At 44.7% G+C, this 23,876-nt stretch carries 20 protein-coding genes, 6 tRNA genes and 5 pseudogenes; 18 read left to right on the top strand and 13 right to left on the bottom strand.

The features are described 5' to 3' along the window. Positions 1-86: 86 nt before the first annotated feature. Complete coding sequence (yihA, locus tag ITJ87_RS11600; RefSeq protein WP_009036961.1) at positions 87-695, top strand: ribosome biogenesis GTP-binding protein YihA/YsxC; 609 nt, start codon at positions 87-89, stop codon at positions 693-695. An 11-nt stretch (positions 696-706) separates the two neighbouring features. Then, a complete protein-coding gene (locus ITJ87_RS11595; RefSeq protein WP_117964412.1) occupies positions 707-1,303 on the top strand; it encodes a DUF4923 family protein in 597 nt (198 codons plus the stop codon). A 72-nt stretch (positions 1,304-1,375) separates the two neighbouring features. Here the strand turns inward: ITJ87_RS11595 and ITJ87_RS11590 are convergent. From ITJ87_RS11590 to ITJ87_RS11555, 8 genes are all read right to left on the bottom strand, one after another. Beyond that, positions 1,376-1,448: transfer RNA gene (locus tag ITJ87_RS11590), tRNA-Gly, on the bottom strand. 32 nt (positions 1,449-1,480) lie between these two features. Beyond that, positions 1,481-1,562, bottom strand: a tRNA-Leu gene (locus ITJ87_RS11585). Between the two features lie 27 nt (positions 1,563-1,589). Continuing rightward, positions 1,590-1,662, bottom strand: a tRNA-Gly gene (locus ITJ87_RS11580). Positions 1,663-1,676: 14 nt separating this feature from the next. Continuing rightward, positions 1,677-1,760: transfer RNA gene (locus ITJ87_RS11575), tRNA-Leu, on the bottom strand. A 40-nt stretch (positions 1,761-1,800) separates the two neighbouring features. Continuing rightward, a tRNA-Leu gene (locus ITJ87_RS11570) sits at positions 1,801-1,885 on the bottom strand. Between the two features lie 28 nt (positions 1,886-1,913). Then, positions 1,914-1,986: transfer RNA gene (locus ITJ87_RS11565), tRNA-Gly, on the bottom strand. A 110-nt stretch (positions 1,987-2,096) separates the two neighbouring features. Next, complete coding sequence (gene nspC / locus ITJ87_RS11560; protein ID WP_117964413.1) at positions 2,097-3,242, bottom strand: carboxynorspermidine decarboxylase; 1,146 nt, start codon at positions 3,240-3,242, stop codon at positions 2,097-2,099. Between the two features lie 141 nt (positions 3,243-3,383). Continuing rightward, positions 3,384-5,738: an ATP-dependent helicase gene (locus ITJ87_RS11555; RefSeq protein ID WP_117964414.1), complete on the bottom strand. Its 2,355-nt coding sequence runs from the start codon at positions 5,736-5,738 to the stop codon at positions 3,384-3,386. Between the two features lie 144 nt (positions 5,739-5,882). On the opposite strand from ITJ87_RS11555, the gene ITJ87_RS11550 reads away from it, so the two are divergent. Further along, a complete protein-coding gene (locus ITJ87_RS11550; RefSeq protein ID WP_117964415.1) occupies positions 5,883-6,503 on the top strand; it encodes a superoxide dismutase in 621 nt (206 codons plus the stop codon). 168 nt (positions 6,504-6,671) lie between these two features. Further along, a complete protein-coding gene (locus ITJ87_RS11545; RefSeq protein WP_117599468.1) occupies positions 6,672-7,280 on the top strand; it encodes a thiamine phosphate synthase in 609 nt (202 codons plus the stop codon). Positions 7,281-7,293: 13 nt separating this feature from the next. On the opposite strand, the gene ITJ87_RS11540 is transcribed toward ITJ87_RS11545, so the two are convergent. Together ITJ87_RS11540 and ITJ87_RS11535 are read right to left on the bottom strand one after the other, a co-directional pair. Next, positions 7,294-8,178, bottom strand: coding sequence for a sensor histidine kinase KdpD (locus tag ITJ87_RS11540; protein ID WP_117964416.1), 885 nt, complete (start codon positions 8,176-8,178; stop codon positions 7,294-7,296). 429 nt (positions 8,179-8,607) lie between these two features. Further along, entirely contained in the window at positions 8,608-9,057 is a 450-nt protein-coding gene (locus ITJ87_RS11535; protein ID WP_117964417.1) for a helix-turn-helix transcriptional regulator, read from the bottom strand. A 136-nt stretch (positions 9,058-9,193) separates the two neighbouring features. Between ITJ87_RS11535 and ITJ87_RS18725 the strand changes: the two genes are divergently transcribed. Then, positions 9,194-9,385 carry a hypothetical protein gene (locus ITJ87_RS18725; RefSeq protein ID WP_117964418.1) on the top strand — a complete coding sequence of 64 codons (192 nt, stop codon included), beginning with the start codon at positions 9,194-9,196 and terminating at the stop codon, positions 9,383-9,385. A 16-nt stretch (positions 9,386-9,401) separates the two neighbouring features. Further along, positions 9,402-9,715, top strand: a pseudogene (locus ITJ87_RS18720) (hypothetical protein). 199 nt (positions 9,716-9,914) lie between these two features. Here the strand turns inward: ITJ87_RS18720 and ITJ87_RS19000 are convergent. Continuing rightward, positions 9,915-10,208, bottom strand: coding sequence for a hypothetical protein (locus ITJ87_RS19000; protein WP_370540402.1), 294 nt, complete (start codon positions 10,206-10,208; stop codon positions 9,915-9,917). 6 nt (positions 10,209-10,214) lie between these two features. On the opposite strand from ITJ87_RS19000, the pseudogene ITJ87_RS18995 reads away from it, so the two are divergent. The 4 genes and pseudogenes from ITJ87_RS18995 to ITJ87_RS11520 all read left to right on the top strand — a co-directional run. Further along, positions 10,215-10,403 (top strand): annotated as a pseudogene (locus tag ITJ87_RS18995) (hypothetical protein); the annotation flags it as partial. 63 nt (positions 10,404-10,466) lie between these two features. Further along, a pseudogene (locus ITJ87_RS11530) lies at positions 10,467-12,007 on the top strand (toprim domain-containing protein); the annotation flags it as partial. Positions 12,008-12,049: 42 nt separating this feature from the next. Continuing rightward, the gene (locus ITJ87_RS11525; protein ID WP_118696417.1) at positions 12,050-12,298 is read left to right on the top strand and encodes a hypothetical protein; all 249 of its coding nucleotides are present in this window, start codon (positions 12,050-12,052) and stop codon (positions 12,296-12,298) included. A gap of 214 nt (positions 12,299-12,512) precedes the next feature. Further along, positions 12,513-12,749: a helix-turn-helix domain-containing protein gene (locus ITJ87_RS11520; protein WP_117964420.1), complete on the top strand. Its 237-nt coding sequence runs from the start codon at positions 12,513-12,515 to the stop codon at positions 12,747-12,749. Here the strand turns inward: ITJ87_RS11520 and ITJ87_RS11515 are convergent. Together ITJ87_RS11515 and ITJ87_RS11510 are read right to left on the bottom strand one after the other, a co-directional pair. Beyond that, complete coding sequence (locus ITJ87_RS11515) at positions 12,689-13,036, bottom strand: hypothetical protein (protein ID WP_229135064.1); 348 nt, start codon at positions 13,034-13,036, stop codon at positions 12,689-12,691. The genes ITJ87_RS11520 and ITJ87_RS11515 overlap by 61 nt on opposite strands. 90 nt (positions 13,037-13,126) lie before the next feature. Further along, positions 13,127-13,489 (bottom strand): annotated as a pseudogene (locus ITJ87_RS11510) (hypothetical protein). 420 nt (positions 13,490-13,909) lie between these two features. Here ITJ87_RS11510 and ITJ87_RS11505 point away from each other — a divergent pair. The 8 genes and pseudogenes from ITJ87_RS11505 to pglX all read left to right on the top strand — a co-directional run bounded on the left by ITJ87_RS11505 (position 13,910) and on the right by pglX (position 23,862). Then, positions 13,910-14,086, top strand: a complete 177-nt coding sequence (locus ITJ87_RS11505) for a hypothetical protein (RefSeq protein ID WP_158562828.1) — start codon at positions 13,910-13,912, stop codon at positions 14,084-14,086. A 205-nt stretch (positions 14,087-14,291) separates the two neighbouring features. Beyond that, the gene (locus ITJ87_RS11500) at positions 14,292-14,498 is read left to right on the top strand and encodes a helix-turn-helix transcriptional regulator (RefSeq protein WP_117964421.1); all 207 of its coding nucleotides are present in this window, start codon (positions 14,292-14,294) and stop codon (positions 14,496-14,498) included. A gap of 7 nt (positions 14,499-14,505) precedes the next feature. Beyond that, the gene (locus ITJ87_RS11495) at positions 14,506-14,976 is read left to right on the top strand and encodes a BrxE family protein (protein WP_117964422.1); all 471 of its coding nucleotides are present in this window, start codon (positions 14,506-14,508) and stop codon (positions 14,974-14,976) included. After that, a complete protein-coding gene (locus ITJ87_RS11490; protein ID WP_117964423.1) occupies positions 14,976-15,740 on the top strand; it encodes a BrxA family protein in 765 nt (254 codons plus the stop codon). Before ITJ87_RS11495 ends, ITJ87_RS11490 begins: the two co-directional genes overlap by 1 nt. Then, complete coding sequence (locus ITJ87_RS11485) at positions 15,727-16,287, top strand: DUF1788 domain-containing protein (RefSeq protein WP_117964424.1); 561 nt, start codon at positions 15,727-15,729, stop codon at positions 16,285-16,287. Before ITJ87_RS11490 ends, ITJ87_RS11485 begins: the two co-directional genes overlap by 14 nt. Positions 16,288-16,290: 3 nt before the next feature. Further along, on the top strand, positions 16,291-17,088 hold the full coding sequence (locus ITJ87_RS11480) for a DUF6079 family protein (RefSeq protein ID WP_117964425.1): 798 nt from the start codon (positions 16,291-16,293) through the stop codon (positions 17,086-17,088). A 12-nt stretch (positions 17,089-17,100) separates the two neighbouring features. Continuing rightward, positions 17,101-19,938 (top strand): annotated as a pseudogene (gene brxC, locus ITJ87_RS11475) (BREX system P-loop protein BrxC); the annotation flags it as partial. A 192-nt stretch (positions 19,939-20,130) separates the two neighbouring features. Then, positions 20,131-23,862 (top strand): BREX-1 system adenine-specific DNA-methyltransferase PglX, encoded by a 3,732-nt coding sequence (gene pglX, locus ITJ87_RS11470; RefSeq protein WP_229135062.1) that lies wholly within the window; start codon positions 20,131-20,133, stop codon positions 23,860-23,862. Positions 23,863-23,876 lie beyond the last annotated feature (14 nt).

Below are 23,876 nucleotides of genomic sequence, written 5' to 3'. Positions count from 1 at the left end.
TATCTTCGCTTTCTGGGCAAAGATAGTGCAAACTTATGAAATTAGTGCTACCTTTGCCACACGTAAAACCCCAAAAAGGCAACAAAATGGATATTACAAACGCCGAATTCGTCATCAGTAACACAGACGTGCGGAAATGCCCCGCCGGTACATTTCCCGAATATGCTTTCATCGGACGCTCCAACGTAGGAAAATCCAGTCTTATCAATATGCTGACCGGAAGGAAAGGACTCGCCATGACCTCTGCCACACCGGGAAAGACCATGCTTATCAACCATTTCCTAATCAACAAGAGCTGGTACATTGTAGACCTTCCGGGATATGGCTACGCCAAACGGGGACAGAAAGGTCAGGAACAAATCAAACGTATTATAGAAAGTTATATACTGCAACGCGAACAGATGACTTGTCTGTTTGTTCTTATAGATAGCCGGCTGGCTCCCCAAGCCATCGACCTCGAGTTTACGGAATGGCTGGGCGAGAACGGCGTACCCTTTGCCATCGTCTTCACAAAGGCCGACAAACTGAAAGGCGGCAGACTGAACACCCACATCAACGAATACCTGGAACAGTTGAAGGAACAGTGGGAAGAGCTGCCTCCCTACTTCATCACCTCTTCTGAAAACCGCATGGGACGGAAAGAGCTGCTGGACTATATCGAAAGTATCAACAAAAGCCTGAATAGCAAACAATAGACATAAGTAAAATGAAAAGATTCGTTTTTTGGCAACTGTTTGTTGCCGCACTACTGCTGACCGGCAATAGTCACGCACAATCCATCAAGGATTTGTTCAACAAAGAAAATATAGAGAAGGCGGTAAATGCCGTGACCGGCAAGTCAACAGCGGATATGACCGGCACTTGGTCGTATACCGGCTCCGCCATTGAATTCGAATCGGACAACCTGCTGCAGAAAGCCGGCGGTGCCGTTGCCGCCACAGCCGCAGAAAAGAAACTGGACGAACAGCTTGCCAAAGTAGGCATCAAAGCCAGGCAAATGTCATTCACATTCAACGCCGACAGCACATTCAGCGCCAAAGTAGGGCAAAAGAGCATGAAGGGAAGCTACTCCTACAATGCATCCACCCAAAAGGTCAACTTGAAATTTGCCAAATTGATAGGTATGAATGCTAAGATCAACGCTACCTCCACAACTATGGACCTGCTGTTCGAATCGGACAAGCTACTGAAACTGATAACCTTCCTCTCCAGCAAAAGCAGCAACTCTACCCTGAAGAGTATCGGCTCACTGGCCAACAGCTACGACGGAATGATGCTCGGATTCTCATTACAGAAACAGTAACAACAACTTCCATACAACAAAAAAATCCCGCAAGCACCGAACAATGCTTGCGGGATTTTTTTATCTGAAAAGAGCGGAAAACGAGACTCGAACTCGCGACCCTAACCTTGGCAAGGTTATGCTCTACCAACTGAGCTATTTCCGCATTGGATGACTCTCCTTTTTCGAGGAATAAAGTGCCCAGAACAGGACTCGAACCTGCATGCCTCTCGACACACGCACCTGAAACGTGCGCGTCTACCAATTCCGCCACCTGGGCATAAGTCATCTTCAATACATCTGAAAGAGCGGAAAACGAGACTCGAACTCGCGACCCTAACCTTGGCAAGGTTATGCTCTACCAACTGAGCTATTTCCGCAATGTATAAAAGCGTGAAGAGAAGGAGACTCGAACTCCCACGACATAATTGTCACTACCCCCTCAAAGTAGCGCGTCTACCAATTCCGCCACCTCTCCAACTTACTTTCAACAATTCAAAGAACCGACTGCTTTACCTTGGTGCCCAGAACAGGACTCGAACCTGCATGCCTCTCGACACACGCACCTGAAACGTGCGCGTCTACCAATTCCGCCACCTGGGCATAGGTAATTGCAATCCAAACTGCGTTGAGCGGAAAACGAGACTCGAACTCGCGACCCTAACCTTGGCAAGGTTATGCTCTACCAACTGAGCTATTTCCGCGATTGCGGATGCAAAGGTAGATATTTTCCTTAAACCTGCAAACATTCCGCAGACTTTTTTCACACAAAAAGTGTACATTTTCTCCAGGCATACAAGCAGACTTTTGATTATCAACTCATTCGGCCACGATAATCTTCATAAGAAAATTGCTTGAAAACTTCAGCTTTTCCTTCTTTTGTCCACATTGCAATGGCCGGATGATGAATTCCATTGAACATATTCGTCTTTACAGTGGTGTAATGTATCATGTCTTCAAAGACGATTCTCTCCCCTATCTGCAACTCATGGTCGAAACTCCACAGTCCCATATAGTCGCCGCTCAAACAGGAATTCCCTCCAAGGCGATAGACGTAAGGGCCCGCATCGTCCATCTCTGCTCCACGCACCACAGGCTGGTAGGGCATCTCCAGGCAATCCGGCATGTGGCACGTAAAGCTAACATTGAGGATAGCAGTACGAATACCACGGTTTTCCACGATGTCCACTACCTCCGAGCTCAGCACACCGGTTTGCCAAGTGAAAGCGGAACCGGGCTCAAGAATGATTTGAAGATGCGGATAGCGTTCCTTCAACCCCTGCAACAGACGGACAAGATGCTCTACATCATAATCCTTGCGCGTCATCAAATGCCCGCCTCCTAAATTCAACCACTTAATTTGTGAGAACCAGTGGGAAAATTTTCCTTCCAAGTGCTCCAATGTGCGTTCCAGCTCGTAGGAAGAAGACTCGCAGTGACAATGACAGTGAAAACCCTCAATACCCGCCGGAAGTTCTTCGGGAAGCTGATCAGCCATTACACCGAAGCGGGTACCGGGTGCGCAGGGATTATAAAGCTCCGTTTCCACCTCAGAGTATTCAGGATTGATACGGATACCGCAGGAAATGTTGCTTCCCTCCGCCACCACTACCGGATAAAAACGGTGGAACTGCGAAAGCGAATTGAAAGTGATATGGCTGCTGCACCGCATTATCTCCGGAAAATCGGCCTCGGTATAGGCAGGCGAGTACGTATGCGCCTTACTTCCGAACTCCTCCAATGCAAGACGGGCTTCGTAGACGGAACTTGCCGTAGAGTGGTCTATATACTCCCTAAAAATGGGAAAGGAACGCCACATGGCAAATGATTTGAAAGCGAGGATTATCTCCACACCTGCGCGGTCGGCCACACTTTTTATCAGTGCGAGGTTCTTTCTCAGCAATCCTTCTTCCATAATATAGCAGGGAGAAGGGAAAAGGGAAAAGTCTTTATTTGTCATTCTTCTATCTATATTTACTATTCTAAATTGTCCGTATGTATCGTTCTAACTGTCTTTTTTAAGATACCACAGTCCTACACTCATGCCATCATCCTCTTACAAGTATCCCGCCTCTGTGTGAGACAAAAGATGCGTACTATCCTATGACAGCACTTTGAAACGCGCGAAGCGCAGCAAAAGTTGTTTGTCTCCCACATTCTTGAAGCGGATGGTGGCTTTCGCATTGTCTCCTTCGCCCTCCACTTTCAAAACTTCACCCAGGCCGAAACGTTCGTGCTCTATCAGTTGTCCCTGCTGTACACAGTTGGCAGACGCACCGGCAGAAGGCGATGTACTTGCCGTATTTGCAGAAGGCGCCACCCGTTTCAGATTACGTGGGACGGTCGGCGCAATAATCTGCTGTTTCGGTCGTACAGACACACGCTCTTTTCCTCCATACGGAGCATCTTCCCTATCAGGCGCAAAACCTCTGGCGTTCTCCCTGCGGAAAGCGGCGGCTTCCTCCTCTACCCTGCGGAACATTCCCGCATCCTGAGGCAGACGCAGGAAACGTATATCTATATCCTTCAGGAAACGGCTGGGACTGCCAAACTCCATCTTGCCATATCGGAAACGCGTCTTTGCATACGATAGGAAACAGTGTTCTTCGGCACGTGTGATGGCTACATAGAACAGCCGCCGTTCTTCCTCCAATGCCCGGGGAGAGTCACCCACCATGCCGCTGGGAAAAAGATTCTCCTCCATCCCCACTACAAACACATTCTTGAACTCTAATCCCTTGGCCGAATGTACAGTCATCAGGGTTATCTTCTCATCGTCCCCATCCTTATCCGAATCCTGGTCGGTAAGAAGGGAAACTTCCGAAAGGAAGTCACCCAACAACACGTTAGGGTTTCCTTCCTCCTGCCGTTGGGCGCAAAAATCACTCATACCGTTCACCAACTCCTCTATATTCTCCTTACGGCTCAGATTCTCGGGAGAGTTGTCTTGACACACATCATTGATGATGCCCGATTGGCGAATAATGTCAGCACCAATCTCGTAGGCATTCTTCTCCGCAGCATCTGTGATAAAGGCGGATATAAGTTCGCGGAATGCCTGCAACTTTCCCACCGTACCTTTATTGAAGTTCAAGCCATACGCCAACGGCTCACAAAGCACGGTCCACAAACTGACATTGTGCCCGGTGGCAGCAGCAATGATTTTTCCCACTGTCGTATCTCCGATACCCCGTGCAGGATAATTGATAATACGTTTGAAAGCCTCTTCATCATTGGGATTCACTATCAGACGGAAGTAAGCGATAACATCTTTGATTTCCTTGCGTTGATAGAACGACAAGCCTCCGTAAATACGGTAAGGCATACTGCGTTTGCGCATGGCTTCCTCAAAAATACGGCTCTGCGCATTGGTACGGTAGAGTATCGCAAAATCAGAGTAGGCATAGCGCTTTTCACGCCGCAGTTCAGCTATCTTATTCACCACAATATCCCCTTCTTCCACATCACTGTATGCCTGGTACACACCAATGGCCTCTCCCTTCTCCTTTTCCGAGAACACTTCCTTGCGTATCTGCCACTGGTTCTTTTCTATCAAGCTGTTGGCCGCGCGGACAATGGTCTGGGTGGAACGGTAATTCTGCTCCAGCTTGAAGACCTTCGTATCGGGATATACTTTCGTAAAATAGAGAATATTGTCAATATCGGCACCACGGAAGGAGTAGATACTCTGTGCATCATCCCCCACCACACAGACATGCTGATGGTTCTTGGCAAGTTGCAGCACGATGCTGTGCTGTGCAAAATTGGTATCCTGATACTCATCCACCAGAATGTAACGGAACTGGTCTTGATAACGCGCCAACACCTCGGGGTGGTCCCGGAACAGCAGGAATGTGTAGAACAGCAAATCGTCGAAGTCCATCGCATCCGCCTGCCGGCAACGCTCCCAATATCTCTGGTAGATGTCGCGAAGCGCCGGAACCTTGGCAGCACGGTCTCCTTCGTAAGCCTCCTTGTTGTTGGCATAGCCTGCCGGAGAAACCAGATGATTCTTGGCATTCGAGATACGCGCCTGCACCATCCCCGGCTTGTACACTTTCTCATCCAGCCCCATTTCCTTGATAATGGAACGTATCAGGCTTTTACTGTCCGCCGTATCGTAAATGGTAAACTGCGAAGTGAAGCCGATATGCCCGGCCTCGACATGCAGAATGCGCAGGAATATGGAGTGAAAGGTTCCCATCCACAGATGGCGCGCCCTCTCCGGCCCCATCTGACGGGCTATACGCTCCTTCATTTCGCGCGCCGCCTTGTTGGTAAAGGTCAATGCCAGAATGTTCCAAGGCTGGTAGCCATTCTCCAGCAGATAAGCAATCTTGTAGGTCAGCACGCGCGTCTTTCCCGAACCGGCACCGGCTATCACCAGTGACGGACCGTCATTGTATAACACCGCGTTCCGTTGTCCTTCGTTCAGTTCCTCTATATAATCGGGCATATCCGTATAATCTTAAAATGATGATATTTTTCCTTCCTTTGTTTTTACGGAGGCAAAGATAAAAAAAGCTTCGGAGACGTACGAACATTTCTATAGGTTATAGTGTTTATATAGTAAAGTTCCAAAATTAAATAATTGAAACTTATGAATACAATATTAACGATTTTAATGATAACAGTTATGACTTACGAAATGCCAAAACTTCCCTACACTAACAATGCACTGGAACCTGTAATCAGTCAGCAAACCATAGATTACCACTACGGTAAACATCTGCAAACCTACGTGAACAACCTCAACAACCTCGTTCCGGGAACGGAATTTGAAGGCAAAGACCTGGCAACCATTGTTGCCACAGCACCGGACGGTGCCATCTTCAACAATGCAGGACAAGTATTGAACCACACATTATACTTCTTACAGTTTGCCCCGAAGCCTGCCCACAGCGAGCCTACCGGCAAGCTGGCAGAAGCCATCAAACGCGACTTCGGCAGCTTTGAGAATTTCAAGAAGGAATTCAACGCGGCAGCTGTCGGCTTGTTCGGCTCCGGATGGGCTTGGTTGTCTGCCGACAAGAACGGTAAACTCCACATAACCAAAGAAGCCAACGGTAGCAATCCGGTACGCGCCGGTCTTGTTCCGCTACTCGGATTCGACGTGTGGGAACATGCCTACTATCTTGATTACCAGAACCGCCGTGCCGATCACGTAAACGAATTGTGGAGCATCGTTGATTGGGATGCGGTAGGTAAAAGATTCAAATAGACCAACGAGGTCCCACAAAGCCATGTGAAGGACGCCTTCTTGAGTTATAAAGACGCAAGAAGGCGTTTTCTTGTTTAAAGCAGCCATCTAACATATTTTAAAGAAATTCCTTGGCTTCTACCATAAGTATTCATTAACTTTGCTAAACTTAAAAGTTAAACGAAAGAAATGAAACTCATCGTAGTAACAGCACCCACATTTTTTGTGGAAGAAGACAAGATTATCACGGCACTATTCGAAGAGGGGCTGGATATTCTACATCTGAGGAAGCCGGAAACTCCCGCCATGTATTCAGAACGACTTTTAACGCTGATACCCCAAAAATACCATAAGCGCATCATTACTCATGAACACTTCTACCTACAGGAAGAATTCAGCCTGATGGGGATTCATCTAAACACCCGCAACCCCAAAGAACCGCACGATTATTCAGGACACATCAGCTGTACCTGCCACTCGCTGGACGAAGTACGGAACAAGAAACATTTTTATGACTATCTATTCTTGAGTCCGATATATAATTGCATCACAAAGACCGGAGTTACATCAGGCTTTACAGCCGAAGAACTACGACAAGCAGAAAAAAGTAAAATTATAGACAGCAAAGTCATGGCTTTGGGAGGCATTACCTCCGATAACATCCTGGAGATAAAGGATTACGGATTCGGTGGTGCCGTTATAATGGGTGACTTATGGAATAAATTCAACGCCTGCACCGACCGCGATTATCTGGAAGTAATCCGCCACTTCAAGAAGCTGAAGGAAATGGCTGATTGAGAGCGCAGGTAAATCAAAATTTACCGTACTCTTTGTATTCAATACCGGCAGGCAACGTAAAATAGAAAGTGGAGCCTTCCCCTTTCTTGGACTCCACACCTATACCTCCCCCATAGTGTTCCACAATGGATTTAGTGATGGAAAGCCCCAACCCCGTACCTTTAATATTGTAGTTCATCTTCACAAACCGTTCAAAGATGGCATGTCTTCCCACTTCATCAATGCCACAGCCTGTATCTGCCACATAAAAATAGAAGTTATGATTACTCAATCTCCTACAACCGATTTTCACACTGCCCATCTCCGTAAACTTCAAGGCGTTCCTCACCAAGTTACCTATAACTTGGGCAAAGCGCACGCGATCTACCACCAAACGGCATTGAGGCAGCCGTTCTACAAACTCCACCTGAATACCTGTGGGATGCGAGCGCATATTCTCTGTCGTGCAGACTTCATCAATCAGCGCGTTCACATCCGCTTCTCCATCATTATATTCCAGGGTCTTTGCCTCAATCTTTGAATAGTCCAGCAAGTCATTGACCAGTTGCAGCAGCGAGTCCTTGTTATCATTAATCTCCTTCAGGAAAGCCATACGGGTTTCTCTGTCCAGATCATCCATTTCGGCAAGCATAGTTGTAAAGCCTACAATAGCATTCAAAGGAGTACGAATTTCGTGAGTCATATTAGCTATGAAAGCATTCTTCAGCTGGTTGGATTCTTCGGCAACCTCATTAATGCGCTGCAACGTCTTCAACCTTTTGCTTTTACTGATGGAAATGATTATCATGATGACCAAAAGCAGAATGACAATCATGCCAAAACTGTATATCAATGCTTCATCCTTCTGATAGAGGCCGCTGGTCCAGACATCATATGCTGCCGTAATTGTTAGCATCATCGTTTATTGCTTGCTTATTACTATAAAATTATAGGAAGCAAATATACTAAAGAAAATACAAATAAATTAATAGAAACTACAGTTTTTTCCCAACAAAATGGGCCGCATGCCATTACCAAGTAAAGCATGCAGTCCATAAATTCATTATTCAGTATTATTGGTATCAGCCTTCAATGGCAGCCTGTGCCACTCTAATATAGCTATGAAAATCAATTGCAAACACTTCCTGTGTAAGCGAATGTTTATTTAAAGTTTAAAGTTTGATGGATTTTCCATCATGACTTAAAGGCATTGTTGAAAAGCTGGCTTAACTATCAGATGCTTACACTATGCTGGTAAGCTCTGAGCCTGCAACTCATATCTATTACTTCACTAAAATCTTGTACTCACCACAACCTCTACCAATCTCTCCAGACTAGGCAACTATGGTTATTTCTTTATTGGTTCACCCACCTTCTCCTTATAGAAGGATATGATGAGTGTCTTATCCTCAAGTGATTCCTCCAGACGCTTGATTTCGTCAGTTAGAACCTGAATGGTCTTGTCTTTTTCCTCCAAAACAACTTTCGTTTGGGACAGCTCAGTCGCAACTTCTGAATCGCCAATCATATTATTGGCATCTCCATGAATGGATACTGCTGCCAGATATGCAGATACGTTGTGCATATCAGAAGCATACAGATCAAAGAAATTCTTCTCCAAGGCCACACTTATATCTATAAGTTTGCCTGTGTCGATGGTTTCTTTCTCCAGAATACGGTTGATGTGCTGCTGGGGCACATGAATGCACCGTCCAAGCTCTGATTTACTGATACCTAGCTCTAGACGTCGTTTATCAATCTCCCTGCCAATATGAACATGCTTTATTCCTATACTCATAGCATACGAACAAAATTTTAATTGAAGCTCAAAAAGACATCAAACATTTATTGGCTATATAAACATAAATCATTTAATTTGGGGTGTACAAACCCATAACCATGGGGCATGGTTAAACATTAAACACCAAAGTTTTATGAATGAAATTTCTACAAAAATCCGTCCTGCGCTCGTTTCTCTTGAAGTAGGCGAAAGCATGGAGTTCCCCATCGAAAAGATGAAAAGTGTTCGAACACAAGCTTCCAAACTAGGAATGATTCTCAACCGACAGTTCAAAACCAGAACGAATCGGGAGACCTACACAATTATGGTTACACGAGTTTCGTAGACTAAACCTGAGTCCTATGAATGTTCTAGAATTCTCAGACCAAATGATTCCATACGAAGAGTTCGCCAATGACTTAGCAGCTAGAATTGCCAACATGATTCAATCCACCCATGACAACCCTGAATACATCAGTCAAAACAAGGCCTGAAGATTATTTGGCAGACGTAATGTTGAACGCTGGCGGAAGGAAAGGTTGAGCCGTGCAAACGACCAGGCAAGTTAGAATACAGAACTGCAGACCTAAGACTTCTCCAGCGGACCACTCAAAACTACTTCAAAAAAGTTCAAGTAAGAACTAAAAGAGTACGTAAGCAAGATAAAAAAGACTAGATTAAAAACGACAGCGACTATACTTAACCTCGTCATACTCCCAGAGTATAGCCACTTAATTCATTATTGGGAGACAAACCATAATAGTAGGAACTGGTTTTTATCAATTTGAATATGTAATGAGAATACCACACAAATCTGGTGTACCCCATTCTCATAGACCATTGGTATATCCAAAAAGTTTAAAGATATGATAGAATCAAAGCCAATAGTAGATCCTTTGGGAGTTCAGTAAAAAGAGCTTGTGCAGAACTGGGCGTCTGCTACAAGACATTGCGTAAATACCGGATGAACGGCTACAGCCGACAAGGTAAAGCAGGCACACAAGGATTCCTTGTATGCCGTACTGGAAAAAGTCCAGACCTTCTTTACAGACAATCTGCACGTTTCTGCCAATGATGACAGCCGTCATGCCCGGGAATATGCCTACAACCGATAGCCGGAGGACTTCTGTGCAGAAGCAGGTATCGGTTATGCGCCACGGGAAATCCATGCGTTCATGGACTTTTGCCGACAGCAGGGACTACAGGAAGAGCTGCTGATAGAGTTGGGGATACTCCGGAAAAATGAAGACGAAAAGCTCTATCCGATGTTCCGTAAACGGATTATGATTCCAATCCGGAACAAATGGGGACGCATCATCGCTTATACGGCCCGGTATATCGGCACCACCCCCAAAGCGCCCAAATACATCAACTCCATCACCAGTCTGCTCTACACCAAGGGAGAAACATTGTTCGGCATTGACTGGGCTTTCCGTCTGCGTGACGCGGCCAACTTCATCATCGTGGAAGGAGCGCCGGATGTGCTACGCCTGCAGTCCATCGGACTGGAGAATACAGTGGCCACACTCGGCACGGCCTGGAACGAGAACCAGTTTGAGATCCTGAAGCACTACACCAACTCGCTTTGTTTCATTCCCGATACGGACCTGGCCAAGGGCAGTCCCTACGGCCCTGGTTTCAAGGCGGTCATGGCGAAGGAACTGTTTGCCCAAGTAGATTCACTTGTCAAAGAGGGGCAATGCGTCAGCCTGATCGCTGGGCTGCTGCGCTATGTCAAAGACCAGATGGTCTATACCCAGTGCATCGAGCAGTTGGGAAAGATTCACGGCAAGACCCGACTGTGGCGGAGTGCCGTGGAGCAGATACGGAACAAATCCAAGAAAAGTCCTTCCTCAACAACGATGGACCGAAAGCAGGAAAAAAGCTGACCACTGTCTTCGGGAACAATGCCCAGGTGACTTTTGGCTATCTGCTTGCTACCCTATTCCGTGACATCGTGTACCGGAAGCCCCGCCATTTCCCCATCTTGAACCTGTTTGGTGAGAAAGGTACAGGTAAGACCACGCTGGCCACCAGTCTGGAGGCTTTCTTCCTTCACGATGTGGAACCGCCCAACATGGGTGTGGCTTCCGTTCCGGCCATGAACGACCGGGGTTCCCAGGCTGTAAACATTCTTGTCGTGTTTAACGAATATAAGAACGACCTCGACATCCGGAAGATCGCCTTTCTCAAAGGACTTTGGGGTGGCGGTGAACAGACCAAGAAGAACACCCAAACGGACGGCATGGCCACACAAACCATTGTCACGACCGGAATGGTCATCTGCGGTCAGGAGAAGCCTACTCAGGACATGGCGCTCTATACCCGTGTGCTATTTCTGGAATACTCCAAGACCAGCTTCAGCATTCTGGAAAAGAAGCACTACGAAGAGCTGCAGGCCATCTGCAATCTGGGCTTGACCCATTTGACCTTGGAAATTCTCAAATACCGTGACCTCTTTAAGAAGAACTTCGCAACCCTGTACGGCATCACCAAGAACGAGCTGGCCATCCGGATAGAGGATGAACAGATCCATGACCGTATCTTCGGTAACTGGGTGATTCCGCTGGCTGCTTTCCGCACGCTGGAAACCGTGCTGAACCTATCGTTCAACTACACCCAGATGCTGGAGACCTGCATCAGTGGCATGCACAATCAGAATGAACTGGCGAAGGAGAGCTCCGAGGTGGTAGATTTCTGGAACATGCTCCAGGGCTGGCAAACCATCGGCAAATGTGTGGAGAAGGTACACTTCAACATCCGTTACCTCACGAAATTCCGTCCGATGCTGACAAACACGGACATCGAGTTCAAGGAAGCCCACCCCATTCTCTACCTGAACATGGCTGCCATCTCCTCGTTGTTCAGCAGCCGGAAATCCACCCAGAACATCACGGCCAACCGCTCGTCGTGGTCCACCATCCTCTCTTACCTGAAATCTCATCCGGCCTTTCTCGGGTTAAAACAGATATGAAGAGTAAGGAACGTCTAAACGCGAAAATATTTGCGTTTGCTGGGCGAAATACAGGAAGAATGGTTACAACAGTATGAGGTAACCTCCTTACAGTTGGCCCTCTCTACCATAGCAGCCACCAACCATGTGTTCTTTAACGACATTGCCAAACAGATATATGCCATCACCATCCCCAATATAGAAACCTTAGACAATCCGCAAAGCTATTTTTCTGCCGAGGAAAATAAAGGCATTTCCATTTTGGGCAGACGCACCTTGAGTGAATATCTGTATTACCTGAAATAGACGGATGAAGAAAATTATGACATCCTAACCGATGGTCTCAAGCAGTTGATATCCGGCATTAGTAAGTTTTCAGCAGAAGCTATTACATTGGCAGACGGACAAAGCAAACTATATGACGTACGCATCAAAGAAGTACACAATGTTTCTGCCACCAGCATTCGTCAACTCTCCAGTGGCAGTAAACGGATTATACTCCCTCCTGTTCACGCTGTGCATGGCAGCCAAGAAGCAACATATTCCATTGATAATGATCAAGGAAGCCTGCCTTTACCTCGGGGTGCACCAATGTACCATCTACGACTACATCAACAATCCCGAGCGACCTTTGCCTTTTATCCGGATCTACACCGATAAAAGGGGCATCCTCTTCCAGGGAAGTGACCTCATTGCCTACAAGGAAGCGGGTCTTCCAAGAAGAGAGCGCAAGTTCAAGGACAGCCCTCGTGAATAGAAGGCTGCCTTTGGACTTGCCGGGCAGCGGAACTCAGTTCCACTGGCTCCAGGGCAGACCAGCCAAAACGGATTTGCCGTCTGCCTCGGCAAGCTGGCATCCACGAAGGACTCAATCTCCTTCACCAGGTTACTGACCTTGCCGTCCTTCATTTCTGCCGTGAAGGTAAACGGCACACCGCTCAAGGTCTTCCGATGGAAGTCAAAGAAGAGCCTGCCTTCCTTGTACTGAGTGGAAGCAGTCCAACCGAGTTGGGCTGCGATACTGAATATATTTCCATTCCTCATATCTCAGACTAAACCTACTGTTTGAGACCTTCCCGGTCCGTGACGGATAAGGCAGGTCATTTTGTTGTTACTTTCACTTCGTTCTCACACTCATTCACCCATTCTTGCAAAGAACTCCTGCAACCAACTGTCATACAACTTCTTCAGCGGCACCGGATGGAAGTTCTCCTGCTGCCTTACTTGTAGTTTGCCGAAGCCTTGTTTGGTCAAGTCCAACTCAATGTCCGACAGCTCATTCAAGAAAATGTAGCCGTATTCGTCCTCCATCAGCCCGATGACGATACCGAAGAGGATGGTGTCGTTTCCTTCCTTTTCACCTTCAAGAATGAGCCACTACACGCCACCGAGCGCAAAGATGGCACGGCAAATAGCGTCCTTTCCCTTACCGTCCTGGGAATAGAGAGGAAAACCTTTCAAGGCTTCCTCCAACTGTGTTATCATGAGTCTGCACATAATTATATCATTTAAGTTGGTTACGTTTCCGATCCCTCTTGTGAAGCCCTTTAGAGCTTCTTGGTTGGGAAAACCGTTTTACATGCATCCCCTCACTGCGGACACCAGGGAGAATAAAGCAAGTGGGAGGACAGAGGACTTTACGGAATACCCAATTTGGCACAAATTGTAGAAGGCTGCTGGAAAGTCCTCCGTCCGAAAGCGTCAGCGGCACTTGACGTTTCTCCCGTCCGCAGTACCTTTGCACGTACAAAACGAGTTGGACCAAGAAGCTCCAATGGTTCCAAGACTTTCCTGAACATGACTCCAAGGGAAAGAATTAGCTCTAACAGGTTATCCTAGATAAATTCCTCATGAAAGCTTGCGCAACCCAATAACCCATCCATCTTGAAGATATGCTTCCCGAAAACCGTTGCCGTTGTGAGAACCTATAAAGTGAAGCGAAGTGGAGCCTTGCAGGTTCTCTCTATGGCAACGGACTGGAGTCCTCCATTCGTAGCAAAAGCCAATCAGCCGAGCTTTGCTTGGTGTCGCAGACACGGAGCAAACCGGATGGCGCATCGTCCCCAAAAGGTCGTCACTTCCGACATCGCATGAAATACGATAAGTCGGAAGTGGCGGCCAACATCTGTGAGCCAACTGCCAAAACCATTCAATGGCTCTACTTCCGCAAGCGCCAGCCTGCGTTCGGTAGAGTTATCGTGTAATTTTCATAGAAAAATCAATCAAATAATCAAACAAATATTGTATATTGTCATTCTAATGTTTTATCTTTGCGTATTACTACAATCAATTTATCATTATGGCAGAATTAAATAGGCTAAAAGTGGTTCTCGTTGAGAAAAAGAAAACAGCCAGATGGTTAGCAGATAAAATGGGTAAAGACCCTGCTACGATAAGCAAATGGTGTACTAACACATCACAGCCATCTATAGAAACTCTGGCAGAGGTGGCCAAATTGTTAGAAGCCGACATTCGAGAATTGCTAATACCTACCAATAAACAATAAGAGCAACATGAAAAATTCGGATATAGTCAATCTACTTAAATTGCGTTTTGCTGTTTACAAAGCAGGATGCGGCAAGGGACTTTGGCCATGCTTGGAAGATAATGCAGCAAAGGAATATATGAATTACCTTTTTCCTAAGTCTTCCAAATTGGCCTTTTATAATTTGATGATTAATATCGTCCAAAAGACCCATGAGAATTTTATACCTAAAGATATGTATAGCCTTTTCAAATGTCCGATACAAATAGAAGAGGAAACTTATGTCTATCTTAAACATCATTTGGACGATGACGTAAACTTAGGCATGGAGCCACTTGATTTCATCAGTTCCATGGCTACAGTGGCATGTGATCCTTGTTTTGAAGCTATAAATATTGGAAAGCTGTCAGATGATATAGACAATTCTCTAAGAGTGATGGCCTATCATTACACAAATTTATTCACCAACAGTTATTGCTGTTATCCATATTTCAATTGATGAGGAATCCTAAATACACAACTCAGTTAACTCATGGCACCGGCATGATTAATGAAACACTGTCTCTGCTCTCTATTTATCAGGAAGGCATGGACAAGGATGCGCTCATTAAGTGTGTGAAAGAAAATGATTGCCTGTCATGCAAAACGGAAAATAGACTGGTTCATATTATCTATGATGTCTTTTTCCAGAGATTTATGAAAGTAAATCCCAATGTGCCTCTTTGGCTTAAACTCATTCGTGAGTGTGGATTGTCATTGAAGCATTTTACTCAACTTCTCATGGTCTATTGTGCTCGCGAAAACGCTGTATTTTTCGATGCCGTCACAAAAATTTTGAATTCATGCAAAAATGAAGACCTGCATATTGTTGATAGGGATGCCTTCACAAAATACGTTGAAAACCTAGTAAAAGAAGGCAGAGCAAAATGGAGCGAGTCTGTACAGAAGCGTAACGCCTCTTATGTCCGTTCATGTTTTATCGATTATGAAATGATTAACCGTAAAGGCGAAATCCTACCTTATGAAGTGAACGACTTTACAATTCTTTATTTTATGCATGAACAGCATTTTGCAGGAATGTCAGATATGGCTATTTGGGAAATGGAAGAATGGCGCCTCTTTAACCTGACTCGTCATCAAGTGTTGGATAGAATAATGAACCTTAGTCTCAAAGGTGCCTATATGGCTCAGACATCTGGTGAATTGCTTACTATTTCATGGAATTACAAATCAATGGAGGAGTTTATTAATGCAACTTTATGAACAAAAATTTGAGGAAGCACTTGCTTATTTAAGTCGTCCTGATATACTTAATCCAACAGGCGACCGCCCCATCTGCTATGTGAATTATGATGTAGAGGATGCTATGGAGGTATATCGTATGATTCCCCTTCATTTGATTCCCAAAGCTAAGTTTCATGGCTTCGCCGATGTAAAAATACTTTCTATTGGCAAAGTTCTGCAAGAGTATATTCACAACCATGAATATTATGATGAAGTATGGGTAGATGAAGACAATGAATTTGATCTTTATGAAAGTATTCGGCAAGAAATACAAGACAATTCGGTTGTTGCCAATTCTATTCTTGCTGTTCAACAAGAGATGATGGCCACAGCTCACCCTTTGCTCATCCTCAAGGATCTTGAGCTTCTTCATCCTTATGATAAGATTGGTCGCATCGAACAGTTGATATACAACAAGATTGACCTTCCTATCTTAATTCTCTACCCCGGCAGCGCTCAAGGTATTGCCAAAACATTTTTAAATATTTATCCCATGGACGGTAGCTATCGTTCAAAAAACTTCTAAGACATGAATACCATAAAAGAACTATTTGATTCGTCCAAGGACATCAATCGCCGAATTGAAAGTGTTGTCACTTTTGCAGATAATAGCGAGGAGAATCTAAAAAACGAAATCAATGAATATGTAGTAACCGACAAGTTGCACGATAACTATGAAAAGGTTATCGAAGAACTGGAGTCTGCATTCCGTGATTCTTCCAACGAAGTAGGTGTTTGGGTATCTGGATTCTATGGCTCTGGTAAGAGTTCATTTGCCAAATATTTGGGATATTCTTTCCAGCAGTCATTAAAGGTGGATGGTATCAGCTTTGGGGAAAAATTGATGAATCGTATTGAAGATAATGCACTCAAGACCTTGCATCGTGCGGTTATCCAAAAGTATGATCCCCTGGTTATTATGATTGACCTTACCACTGAAGCTACAGCTGGTATTACATCGACAGTGAGCGATATAATGTATTACGAAACGTTGAAGCTCATTGGCATCAAAGCTACCGACCCTAAACTAATGGATTTTATTTCCATTCTTCAAGAAGAGGGTAAATATGATCAGTTCTGCGAAATGGTAAAAGCAGAGGGGAAAGACTGGGAGGTTATTCAATCAAAGAAGTTGATAGCCAATAAATATGCTGCCAAATTTGCACCAATCATATTGCCTGAATATTTCTCCTCTTCCGAAGAGTATAACGCTATCAAAGTTGAATCTGTTGAGAATGAAACTGATCGCTTCAAACGACTCTGTTCATTAGTTAAACAAAAATATGGCAAAGAACGCATTATCTATGTACTCGACGAAATTGGTTAATACGTAGGAGGCAGTGAAGATTTGATTCGCAGTATGCAGGGAACCATGCAAATCCTAAAATCTCAATTTAAAGGAAATGTTTGGCTCATCGGTACTGCTCAACAAACCTTGACAGAAGATAATCCTCAAGCACAAGTTAACTCAGATAAACTCTTTAAACTCAATGACCGTTTCCCCATCAAGGTTGATATAGAAGCTGATGATATCAAGGAAATCATCACAAAACGACTGTTGGGAAAGTCACCACAGGGAAAAGAAGTATTGACTGCTCTGTTCAATCGCAATGAAGCGTCCATTAAGTTGGAAACGCGATTGACAAATATGGAACGTTCGCTGTATATGAAGCCATTGACCAGCGAATTGTTTGCCAATCTCTATCCATTCTTACCCGTTCATATTGATATCTTGCTGGCTTTACTTCAAAAGCTGGCAAGCCGAAGTGGCGGCTCCGGTCTTCGTTCAGTCATCCGATTGATTAGAGACTTATTGGTAGATGGCCATTTGGCAGAATGCCCTTTAGGCAAGATGGCTACGCCGGATTTGTTCTATGATGCTCTTCATCCGTATATGGAGAAGAATCAAGACTTCCGCGAAATTGTCATTTCCGCCAAAAAAGCCATCGAACTTTATAGTAGCAACCCATTGGCTGTGAAAGTATGCAAGACGATAGCCATTATGCAATTGTTGGACGACTTTTGTTTGTCGTTCGACAATCTCTGCTCCTTGCTATTCCAACAGATTGGCCATCCATTGAGCAAACCGGAACTCCGTGCTTTACTGGATGAAATAAAAGACACAGCCGGCGTTACACTCCAAGAAATTGATGGACGTTTCAGATTCATGACCAATGCCATTCTTAGCGTCCAAGATGAACGTTCCAGAATAAATGCAACTGACTCTGATAAATTCAAAGTCATGAAAGAGTTGGTGCACGATATTCTATCCCCGGCTCCATCTGTTAGCATTTATGGCTCTAAGACAATTAGTGCAACGGTGGAATTATGCCGTGGCAGACAGAATCCCGTGTTGATTTCGGGAGGTGACATCAAACTGAACGTTCGCTTCGTGGACGCCAGCGACTTTGAGAAAGTGCATAATGCGCTCCTGACTGAAAGTACAAAAGTGGAAAATAAGCAGACCATGTTTTGGGTTTGCACCTTGCCGCAAGATATAGAGCTCTTGCTAATTGATGTGGTGAGAGACGAAACCATTTGCAACAATCATCGGCATGATACTAATAAGGAAATCCAAGATTACCTGCGAGCGCAACAAGCAGATGCCGATAAGAATCGTCAGGAAATCACACGCATTTTACGTCAATCACAAAACAACAGCGAAACCATCTGCAAGGGTTCGCCTACATCTGTAAATGGAGAAACTTACAAGACGCAAGCCTTGAAGAGTTTTGCCGAACAGGTTTACAACAAATATCCTTTGGCTTCGCGTAGCATGTCAGCTTCTGTTGTTAGTGATTTATTGGCTTATGAAGATTCTACCAAGCTGCCCGAGTCGCTCAATCCATTTGGCATTGTAGGCGATAATGGTGTTATAGAAACTGGTCATGCTGCGTTTGCTGAAATAAAGGATTATATCGCCTCAAACAATGATGCTAATGGTGGACAACTATCCGACCACTTCAGCCGTGCTCAGTATGGCTGGAGCAAAGATACCATCCGCTATTTAGTAGCATTGATGTTGAAGGCCGGCATTATCGTGGTAAGAAGTGGTGCTCAGTCATTTAAAATGTTCACCAAGAATGCTGCTGAAGCCATGAAGAATAATACATCGTTCAGCCACCTTGGGCTGTCTCTTAATACAGATGCTCACTTAAAGCCGGCAGAAATGATGATGGCTATGACTACCCTGAAGGAATTGTACAACCCGCAAGGATTATCTCCTATTCCAGCCAGCATAGCCAAAATATCATTAAAAATCGCCACGCAACGTCGAACAAAAGTGGAACAATTAAAAGACACTTTTGAAAAACTGAAAATGGCTGGAACATCTACTGTTAGTCAAGCGGTGAATTATTTGGTTAAGATTATCGAATCAGAAGGTGCCGAAGCACCTTATCTCTTTGCCAAAGACAAAGCTTGTGCTGATGCATTAAGGTTTGTCAACCTGGTGTTCAAAGCGGAGGAACAAGGGAAGGTTATCACTTCTATCAAGAAAATCCAAAAACGACTGAATGATGCCCAACGCTTGCCGCAACTCCCCACTCTGGAAATATTGAAGAATCAATTGGGAGAAGATGAACAGGCCTTCAACGATATTATGCTCGATCCAATCTGTTTTAATCACACTGCAGAATATGCGGATTTGGCTTCACGCATTGACAATGAAATTGAGCAGGCTTGCATGCACTTCTATACGGAGGCTACTCTCTTCATCAATCAGAAGAACAGCGAAATTCGTGGTTCGGAAGATTTCTGTTCATTGAAAGAGGAACAGAAGCAGAGCATCGAAGTCTTGATGAGTAAAATTGCTATTCAAGAGGGTAAAACGCTCGAACTTTTGCAGGAAATGTGCAATCAATTTACTGCTTTCTACGCTCCTCTAGGTCTATTCGATAGTCTTGAGCGAAAAGTGAAGGATTTTGTAGCAGCCAACAAACCGGCTGTTACAACGCCTGCTGAGGACGATGATACCAATCGCCCCAATGAAAGCAGTGACGAAACTGATGCCGAAAATGCTTCAGGAGCTAACGAACCTACACCAACAGTCGTTCGTCGTCAGATTAAGCGCCGCCTCACTCAGCGAAAGGATGTTGAGTCGCTTATTAATGAGTTGACTCGTCTATTGCCTCAAATGGATGAGGGCGTATCCATTGATCTTTCTTTTATTGACTAATCAAAACTTCTAGTTATGATTTCTACATCAGGACGCAAAATATTAATGCAGTTTGTGAGCGACGTCAAGACGTTGCTCACAAACAACATCATATCTTCTCTGCAGTAACATTATGGTATTTGGGCTGACGGCCGGGTTATTCCTGTCAGCCAACTAACTACAAGTAATGCGGATATTATTTATCGTGCTCGCATGCTTCGTGGCCGTTTGCAATACATCAAAAACAGCCTTCCTGCAGATAGTACAGATATCGACAAAAAAGCAGTGCAACAGCTTACAGCCGAACAAGCGTTCACCATATTGAATCGTTTTTGTGCTGTACGCATGTGTGAAGAACGTGAATTGATTATGCCCTCTATCGGTGATGGCTACGATTCTGCCGGCTTCGTCAGTTATGATATGGTAACCGGACAGGGCAGCGTGGGCTCCCGTTACGAACGCTACTGCTGGTATATCCAGTCACTCTACGATGAATTGTCTATCGAACTTCCATCGGTTTTCGACCGCTATTCTCCTTATGGATTGATGTGGCCGGATGAAACGACATTGACCAAACTCTTTGACTTAATCAACAATGAAAATCTTACGGCTTTCTATGATGACCAGACTGGCGAGACGGTAGACTTCTGGAGGGAAGACGAAACTTTGGGCTGGATTTTCCAGTACTATAATTCATTGGAGGAACGTCGCAAGATGCGTGATGAAAGCAATCGTCCGCGCAATAGTCGAGAAATGGCGGTGCGTAACCAGTTTTTTACGCCTGATTATGTCGTGCGTTTTCTCACAGACAATTCTCTGGGCCGTATTTGGTATGAAATGACCGGTGGTAAGACCTCTATTACAGATTTATGCCAGTATATGATTCATCGGCCTGACGAGGTACTGACGCCACGCCCTATTAAGGAGCCGACCGAATTGTCCATGCTTGATCCTGCTTGTGGCTCTATGCATTTTGGGCTATATATCTTCGATGTTATGGAAGCCATCTATATGGATGCCTGGGACAATCAGCCCGAATTGTTGTCACAATATCGCTACACGGAGACCCGAGAATCTTTTGCTCGCTTGGTTCCCAAACTTATTTTGGAAAACAACATTTATGGTGCGGAGATAGATCCTCGTGCTCTGCAGATTGCCGCTCTTTCGCTGTGGCTCCGTGCTCAACAATCGTGGAGTAATTTGGGCATTCCTCGCGAGGAGCGTCCGGTAATTGAGCGTTCACACCTGGTATTGGCTGAGCCGATGCCGGGCAATAAGCGTATGCTCAAATTATTGACCGAACAATTGGACAAACCCATGCAACGCTTGCTGATAAAGATATGGGACAAGATGAAGTATGCAGGCGAAGCGGGCTTGCTCATTAAGATGGAGCAGGAAATAGAAGCTGAAATTGAAGATTTACGCAAGAATTGGAGTGAAGTAAATAAATATGTAGATGCCAGTTTATTTGATTCGGAGGAAAAGATAAAAGAAATTGGCGCTGTAAACAAAAAGCTTCATGTTCTTATCAATAAGAAGGAAGCCAAGGAAGCTTTCTTCGCTACAGTTGTAGAGAAGTTGCAAGGGGCATTGCACACGGTTTCTTCTCGTCTGTCGGAAGAAGAAGGCTACGAAAATACCTTGTTTGCCAATGATGCGGTACGCGGGTTTGCTTTCATTGAACTGTGTCAGAAGCGATACGATGTAATTTTGATGAATCCGCCTTTTGGAGAAGGATCAGAAAGTACGATTGACTATTTAGATACCCATTATTCCTGTTGGTGCAAAAACCTTGTTTGCGCTTTCTTCGATCGCATGCAAGAATTATTGGTCAACGATGGACTCGTTGGGGCTATCTTTGACCGTACTGTGCTCATCAAATCCTCTTACGAACCATTCCGCAAGAAAAATATTTGCGGTTATATTTCAGCTTGTGCAGACACTGGATGGAATGTTTTAGATGCTAATGTAGAAACATCAACGCTAGTAATCAGTAAAATAAGTTCAAACAAGGAAGGAGTTTTTATAGACTTATTGGATACGGACAACAAGGAAAGTAAACTTGAAAACGCTATAAAGAATTCTGATTCTATCTCAGACGTTTATTGGTCTAAGTCTATTGATTATTCAAATCTTCCTAATACTGTAATTGGTTATAAATTTGACGGAAAACTACTAAATCTATTTAATTGCAAGAATATCGAACAGAGAGGAATGCCTGCACAACGAGGAATGGCACTTGTTGCAGATGTGCACTTTAGATTATTTTACGAAAGCAACAAACAGCTACTAAACGTGCGTCATATATACGAAGGAAGCGGATACACTCTCTTTTATACTCAATATAGAGACTTTATGATCTGGGAAAGAAATGGTGATATTGCTAAGACCTATCCCAACTTTAGGCCAACAGGTATTGATTCGGTTGGAAGTTCAGGCCTCTGCTATGGTAAACGTGGAGATATTCTAGATGCACATATTCTTAAAAGAAACCTCTATTTTACGGTAGAAGGGCAAACTATTCCCCGCTTAAATAAAGAAAGCTCTTTTACAATGCTATCATATATCAATTCTATTGTATCGCAATATGCAATAAATCAATATACTGGTCAACATAAGCCTTCTGGCTATATGAATCTTCTCCCCATGCCCGACTATGCCGATCGTCAGGCTGATATTGAGCGCATTATTACTGAAATCATTGACATCAAACGCTGGTGGTTCAGTTTAGATGAAACCAACCTGGAATATCATGGCTTGATTGCACAGATTATGCATGGTCACCATTTAGGAGAAAGTTTAGATCAACTGCAAGAAAAACTTACTGCTGATTATACCCGCTACCAAGAGTTAGTGAAAGAAAACGACGACTTATGGATGGACTTGGCAGAGATTGAAGTAGACAGTGACTTCAGAGCCACGCTCAATGCCTATAAGAGTTGCCGTCCTTATGAAGAACTACTCTCCATCGATGGTGCCAGCAATGGGAATGTCATCAATAAACAAGTGATGGCGCAAGAAATCGTCATGGAGTTGGTTGGCATGGCTTTCGGCAGATGGAATATCCGCTATGCAGCCCAGCCCGAAACCATTCCTCCCTTTGGCGATGTATTCGACGCCTTGCCCTTTATGCCAGTAGTATCGTTCCAGTCTGAAGAAGCGCAGCTATATCCGCTTACACTACCGACTGACGGCATTCTGATAGGTGATGATCAGCATCCTGACAGTTTAGTAAAGCGCGTGCAGGAAGTGATGCACAGTCTCTGGAAAAATGATGCAGATGAAATGGAAAGCGAACTCTGCCAGTTAATAGGTGTAGATAGTTTGCAAACTTATTTGGAATCGCCTAATGGTTTCTTCGATTACCATTTTAAGCGCTATACCAAGAGCCGCAGAAAAGCACCTATCTATTGGCCGGTTTCATCACCGGAGGGCGAAATTACCCTTTGGGTGTATTATCCCCAACTGAGTAGTCAAACACTGCCTCACTTACTCTTGTTGTTGAGCAAAGAACATACCGCTGCACAAAGCGATTTGACAGCAGCTCAACTGGCTAACGATAAGAAACGAGAGGCAGCCTTGCTCAACCTAATGGGCGATATACGCACATTGGAGGCAGAACTCCAACAATTGAATGATTTGCCATATAAGCCCAATCATGATGATGGTGTTCCGGTAACAGCAGCACCATTGCGCAATGTGTTCCGCCACAACGCATGGAAAAAGGAATGCCTGAGCAATTGGGAGAATCTACAAAAGGGTGAATATGACTGGAGCCATTTGGCTTATGCTCTCTATCCGGCTCGCATCCGAGACAAAGCGAAAAAGGATTGGTGCATGGCCTTGACCCATGGTCTTGAGGAATTGTGCGAAAACAAGCCCAAGGAAAAGAAACCAAGAAAAAAATGCAGCGAAGGACCAACGATGCAATTGTTTGACTTATAAACACTTCTATCTAT

The sequence above is a fragment of the Bacteroides sp. HF-162 genome (assembly GCF_015679285.1).
Taxonomy (GTDB): domain Bacteria; phylum Bacteroidota; class Bacteroidia; order Bacteroidales; family Bacteroidaceae; genus Bacteroides; species Bacteroides uniformis.
Note: the sequence above shows the minus strand (reverse complement) of the source record. Positions and strands in the feature narration are given on the sequence as shown.

What these genes read in the sequence shown, in the direction of transcription:
- pglX (WP_229135062.1), top strand. Translation starts at nt 20,131, where the DNA reads ATGCTTCGTGGCCGTTTGCAATACATCAAAAACAGCCTTCCTGCAGAT.
- ITJ87_RS11535 (WP_117964417.1), bottom strand. Translation starts at nt 9,057, where the DNA reads ATGAGTATAGGAATAAAGCATGTTCATATTGGCAGGGAGATTGATAAA.
- ITJ87_RS11540 (WP_117964416.1), bottom strand. Translation starts at nt 8,178, where the DNA reads ATGATGCTAACAATTACGGCAGCATATGATGTCTGGACCAGCGGCCTC.
- ITJ87_RS11555 (WP_117964414.1), bottom strand. Translation starts at nt 5,738, where the DNA reads ATGCCCGATTATATAGAGGAACTGAACGAAGGACAACGGAACGCGGTG.
- ITJ87_RS11480 (WP_117964425.1), top strand. Translation starts at nt 16,291, where the DNA reads ATGAATACCATAAAAGAACTATTTGATTCGTCCAAGGACATCAATCGC.
- ITJ87_RS19000 (WP_370540402.1), bottom strand. Translation starts at nt 10,208, where the DNA reads ATGGATTTCCCGTGGCGCATAACCGATACCTGCTTCTGCACAGAAGTC.
- ITJ87_RS11545 (WP_117599468.1), top strand. Translation starts at nt 6,672, where the DNA reads ATGAAACTCATCGTAGTAACAGCACCCACATTTTTTGTGGAAGAAGAC.
- ITJ87_RS11520 (WP_117964420.1), top strand. Translation starts at nt 12,513, where the DNA reads ATGGCAGCCAAGAAGCAACATATTCCATTGATAATGATCAAGGAAGCC.
- nspC (WP_117964413.1), bottom strand. Translation starts at nt 3,242, where the DNA reads ATGACAAATAAAGACTTTTCCCTTTTCCCTTCTCCCTGCTATATTATG.
- ITJ87_RS11595 (WP_117964412.1), top strand. Translation starts at nt 707, where the DNA reads ATGAAAAGATTCGTTTTTTGGCAACTGTTTGTTGCCGCACTACTGCTG.
- ITJ87_RS11485 (WP_117964424.1), top strand. Translation starts at nt 15,727, where the DNA reads ATGCAACTTTATGAACAAAAATTTGAGGAAGCACTTGCTTATTTAAGT.
- ITJ87_RS11500 (WP_117964421.1), top strand. Translation starts at nt 14,292, where the DNA reads ATGGCAGAATTAAATAGGCTAAAAGTGGTTCTCGTTGAGAAAAAGAAA.
- ITJ87_RS11550 (WP_117964415.1), top strand. Translation starts at nt 5,883, where the DNA reads ATGAATACAATATTAACGATTTTAATGATAACAGTTATGACTTACGAA.
- ITJ87_RS11515 (WP_229135064.1), bottom strand. Translation starts at nt 13,036, where the DNA reads ATGAGGAATGGAAATATATTCAGTATCGCAGCCCAACTCGGTTGGACT.
- ITJ87_RS11495 (WP_117964422.1), top strand. Translation starts at nt 14,506, where the DNA reads ATGAAAAATTCGGATATAGTCAATCTACTTAAATTGCGTTTTGCTGTT.
- ITJ87_RS18725 (WP_117964418.1), top strand. Translation starts at nt 9,194, where the DNA reads ATGAATGAAATTTCTACAAAAATCCGTCCTGCGCTCGTTTCTCTTGAA.
- yihA (WP_009036961.1), top strand. Translation starts at nt 87, where the DNA reads ATGGATATTACAAACGCCGAATTCGTCATCAGTAACACAGACGTGCGG.
- ITJ87_RS11490 (WP_117964423.1), top strand. Translation starts at nt 14,976, where the DNA reads ATGAGGAATCCTAAATACACAACTCAGTTAACTCATGGCACCGGCATG.